Genomic DNA, 4,234 nt, shown 5'->3' on the forward strand with positions numbered 1-4,234 from the left:
ACTTCACAACTTTTTTAAAAAGTGTTGAAGGCCTCAGCTCTTTTTTTCTTTTCCTTTTCCTGGTGGTATTGTATCTTCCTTGATCAAATCACCGAATGTTTTGCCTTCTACAGAGCTAGGCATTTTTTCAGCAGCTTTCAATGCTTTGATAATGACCTCTTTGTCAGTCTGCTTGCGTTTTCCCAAACCTTTACCGACAGCATCTGCGTAGGCACTTCTTTCTTTTTTGTTTTTTCCAGGATGGCATACGCCACATTTTTTGGAAACCATCATCTTGGAACCCGGGTAAGTTTCTGCCCAGATTTTTTTAAAGTTTGGTCGTGCTTCCGCATTGTTTGAGGCACAGATCATAGAAAAACCTGCCACTGCCAAACCAAGGAGTAAAGCCATTTTAAAGTTCATAGTTTTCCGCATAAGATTCCTCATCTTCTTCCAAAAAGTTAGTGACGTTTAATCTTCCCTTACTCAGATTTGAGTCAACCTGAAGTTTCAGGAAGAGGTTGCCCCGGATAAAAAGTTTTGAATGTGAAAGGAATAAATCCTTGCCCATTCTGTCTGGATAGCTACATTAGAATTATCAGTTTCCAAGCTGTCAACGCATTTGAGCAGCTCGAATCAAGATTGACAATTTTGAATACTCATCGAAACAGTGGATCTCTCGAAACGTGTCAAATAATAAACGAAGTTACGAATTTCGTTGCAGGCAGATCCTGTTGTTTGCTGATTAATTCGTTTGTAAGTTGTTTTGGGTGTTGATCTTAGTGGGATAGTTGGTAGGATAGTTTGAACTTATTTTTGCCAGTGTGTGTATCTCTCCCGCAGATCAATACGCTATTATAATCTCGTGTGTTGGGTGTTTTAAAGATTTATTTCAAAATAATTCTACAATAAATTGACCCGGTTTGGAACTGATCAGAGCGCCAAACGATAAAATCCCGAGATTCCAGCAGACTGATGATTCCCGATTAATAAGGGTCGCGTTTTAACCAGAGGAGTGAACTGTGAGTGCTTTCGGAAAATGGACAACGCTATTGATCATGATCATGGGGTTAGTGAATTCACTGACTGTTGCGAGTGCGGCTACTAAAGCCGATCCCCCGAATGCCGATCATCCGAATATTGTCATGATTATTTCAGATGATCAGGCATGGAATGATTATCATTTTATGGGGCATGACGTCATTCAGACTCCCCAATTAGATAAATTGGCGGCAGAAAGTGCCGTTTTCAAAAGAGGCTATGTTCCGACGAGTTTGTGTCGTCCCAGTTTGATGACGATGATTACGGGTTTATATCCTTACCAGAATAAGATTACTGGAAACGATCCTCCCAAAGGAATGGATCGCCAGAAATTATTGAAGCATGTCCAGAGTGTGGATTGTCTGCCGAGGATGCTGGGTAAGTTGGGTTACAAGAGCTTTCAGTCTGGAAAGTGGTGGGAAGGCAGTCCAAAACTGGCGGGCTTTACTTCAGCGATGACTCATGGTGATCCCAAGCGTGGTGGAAGGCATGGAGATCTGGGTTTGAAAATTGGTCGCGAAGGTATGGCGCCCCTGTTTCGATTTCTGGATGACTGCGGGGAGGATCCGTTTTTCGTCTGGTATGCTCCGTTCTTACCTCATACTCCACACAACCCTCCCAAACGCTTGTTAGACAAGTATCGCAGTGCCGAGATACCGATTGAGCTGTCCTATTATTATGCGATGTGTGAATGGTTTGATGAGACCTGCGGACAACTGTTGGATTACCTGGATCAAAAAAAACTCTCAGAGAACACGATCGTGGTTTATGTGACCGATAATGGATGGATTCAATTTGTTCCAGAGTCAGAAGCGGCACGAAAAAAAGCAAAACGTCGATTTCGTTATGCTCCAAAATCAAAGCGAAGCCCGTATGACGGGGGAATTCGAACACCTATCATGTTTCGCTGGCCAGGGAAGATCAAGCCGGCTGAATATGATACATTGGTGAGCAGCATTGATATCGTGCCGACACTGTTAAAGGCAGTCGGTTTGAAACCAACCAAAGCCATGCAGGGAATTGATTTACTGAAGGTAATGGAAGCGGGTGGAAAGACAAATCGGCGGGCAATTTTTGGTGACATTTATGAACATGATATGGTGGATATCGACGACCCGGCATCCAGTCTGAAATACCGCTGGTGCATAGAAGGCGACTGGAAGTTGATTGTTCCCAGTTCCCGACTTAGTAATGAGAAAGCGGAACTCTACAATCTTGCTCAAGATCCGTTTGAGAAAAAGAACCGGATTGCCGATTTTCCTGATAAGTCCAATCAGTTATTGAAACTGACGAATGCATGGTGGGACGGCGCTTCAAAATAAGTTGATTCTTAGAGCTATAAAAACGTCAAGAGCAGGTCTGGCATTCCAGACCTGCTCTTGTCGTTTAAAGTCACTCTCAAAGAACAGGCACCTGAATTTTAATGGCGGTGGCCGGGACGACGACCGTGGCCACGATGCAAATGTCCTGTCTGGTGAAAATCGTAATGTCCCGGCTGATAGTGTAAATGGTTACCGTGTCGATAGTATTGGCCGGGATGGTAATCATAATGGCTGGTGTCATGCCAGTATGCGTGCCGTCTTCCCTGGTAGTAAGGGGTTCGGTTATAGCTCCGGGTGCCGTAGTATCCGCCACCATATCCCCCGTATCCAGTTCCTAGTTGAACTTGAAATTTGACGCCCGCATCCGCTGTGGACGTATTTCCTACAAATGCCAAGCCTGCCAACGCGACGCAAACGATTAATAATTTTTTCATCGTTCTGTTCCTTAAAAGAGATTTTCAAATTGTCTTAATTTTCGACCACTTCTTAATGTTGATAAAAAGCATCAATTGTGCCAATTGAACAGAGTGCGTCGTAAGTTTAATGATAGTTAATATTTATGGATTATCACGATTTTGAGGTTACTCGAAAAAATGAGATCAAACTGATAATGGTGTCGTCAAAACGAGTATAAAAACAGGCCCTGGACCGGCAGAATCCTGCAGGGGACCGTTTCTTTGAGAATGGAAAGTCGATTACAGGAGTTGCTTGAGCGGTTAGCCGTTCGTACGAATCGTCAGTGCTTTGATGGGATCTAATAAGCGGCTGAAGTCGCGGACCCGTTCCATAGTGGATGAGATTTCTTCCTGGAGTTTTTCGGTATGGGAGCCATATCCGAGTCTACGTGCGAGGAATTCGAATTCTTCGAGGTCCTGTGGGGGGACGGTGAGATCTTTCGCGTTTCCTCTGACCATGCGTAATGCATCAATGAGTCTGCGGAGGAAAATGTAAGCGTTCTGTAAATTCTGGAAATCATCAGGGCTGATCAGCCCCAGTTCCTTTAAGGCGTGAATCCCTTCCAGTGTATTGGTGGTTCTCAACATGGGATTTCGGTGTCCGTAAGTGATTTGCAGTCCCTGAATGAGATATTCACAATCGACGAGTCCGCCATCGCCGAGCTTGGCATTGATGGTTCCGCCTTTTACCAATTGCTGAAGTTGTTTTTCGCGCATGGCCAACATGGCAGCTACATCGAATGGTTTACCTTTATAAATGATATCATCACGCAATCTGACGATCGTATTTCCAAAATTTTCATCTGCCGCGATGGGTCGGAGCTTGACCAATGCCTGCCGTTCATAAGGCCAGGCTGCCCCGCCGTGAGAAAAGTAATTCTGAAATGCTTCTGCAGAGACTGCCAGGCTTCCCGCTTGTCCATAGGGACGGAGCCTCAGATCGATTTGAAAGATCCCCTCGCTTCTAGCCTTGATGAGTTTGGTAAATTTTTCGACAAGTTTCAGGTAATATTCATTATTGGTAATGATTTCCGGGCCCGTTGTCTGTCCGGATCCTTCATAAATAAACATCAGTTCGATATCAGATGCAAAGCCGAGTTCGCGACCTCCGCATTTCCCCAATGCACAAATCGATAATTGACAGGGCTCCCCCGATTCTAGCTGAGGAAGACCATAACGTTCCTGCAACGGTTCGTTACAGATCTCGTAAGCGCCTTCTACAACGACCTCTGCTACATCTGACAATTCTTCGGAGAACTGTCCAAATTGCGGTTGCCAACCTCATGGAACGGCTACGAGCATAATGCCCTGCTGATGAACGATGGTGGGAAAGGGTTCCGGAATGTTGCCTTCCTCATGGGAACCGCGTCTATGAAGCAAACAAGGTCACAGTCGATCCGTACAATATCCATGTATTAGAAAACCGTATGGATAATG

The 4,234-nt window shown here is 44.8% G+C and carries 4 protein-coding genes and 1 pseudogene; 1 reads left to right on the forward strand and 4 read right to left on the reverse strand.

The window, feature by feature from the left end; translation table 11 throughout:
- Positions 1 to 33: 33 nt before the first annotated feature.
- Positions 34 to 273 carry a hypothetical protein gene (locus Q0668_RS03140; protein ID WP_298859841.1) on the reverse strand — a complete coding sequence of 80 codons (240 nt, stop codon included), beginning with the start codon at positions 271 to 273 and terminating at the stop codon, positions 34 to 36.
- 728 nt (positions 274 to 1,001) lie between these two features.
- Between Q0668_RS03140 and Q0668_RS03145 the strand changes: the two genes are divergently transcribed.
- A complete protein-coding gene (locus tag Q0668_RS03145) occupies positions 1,002 to 2,342 on the forward strand; it encodes a sulfatase (protein WP_298859843.1) in 1,341 nt (446 codons plus the stop codon).
- Positions 2,343 to 2,440: 98 nt separating this feature from the next.
- Here Q0668_RS03145 and Q0668_RS03150 read toward each other — a convergent pair whose 3' ends face one another.
- The 3 genes and pseudogenes from Q0668_RS03150 to Q0668_RS03160 form a co-directional block, all read right to left on the reverse strand.
- Positions 2,441 to 2,776: a hypothetical protein gene (locus tag Q0668_RS03150; RefSeq protein WP_298859845.1), complete on the reverse strand. Its 336-nt coding sequence runs from the start codon at positions 2,774 to 2,776 to the stop codon at positions 2,441 to 2,443.
- A 282-nt stretch (positions 2,777 to 3,058) separates the two neighbouring features.
- Positions 3,059 to 3,523, reverse strand: coding sequence for a putative nucleotidyltransferase substrate binding domain-containing protein (locus tag Q0668_RS03155; protein WP_366918862.1), 465 nt, complete (start codon positions 3,521 to 3,523; stop codon positions 3,059 to 3,061).
- 72 nt (positions 3,524 to 3,595) lie between these two features.
- A pseudogene (locus Q0668_RS03160) lies at positions 3,596 to 4,045 on the reverse strand (glutamine synthetase adenylyltransferase); the annotation flags it as partial.
- Positions 4,046 to 4,234 lie beyond the last annotated feature (189 nt).

Source organism: uncultured Gimesia sp. (assembly GCF_937910335.1).
GTDB lineage: Bacteria > Planctomycetota > Planctomycetia > Planctomycetales > Planctomycetaceae > Gimesia.

Coding starts and splice junctions, on each gene's coding strand:
- Q0668_RS03140 (WP_298859841.1), bottom strand. CDS start 273: ATGATGGTTTCCAAAAAATGTGGCGTATGCCATCCTGGAAAAAACAAA.
- Q0668_RS03155 (WP_366918862.1), bottom strand. CDS start 3,523: ATGTTGGCCATGCGCGAAAAACAACTTCAGCAATTGGTAAAAGGCGGA.
- Q0668_RS03150 (WP_298859845.1), bottom strand. CDS start 2,776: ATGAAAAAATTATTAATCGTTTGCGTCGCGTTGGCAGGCTTGGCATTT.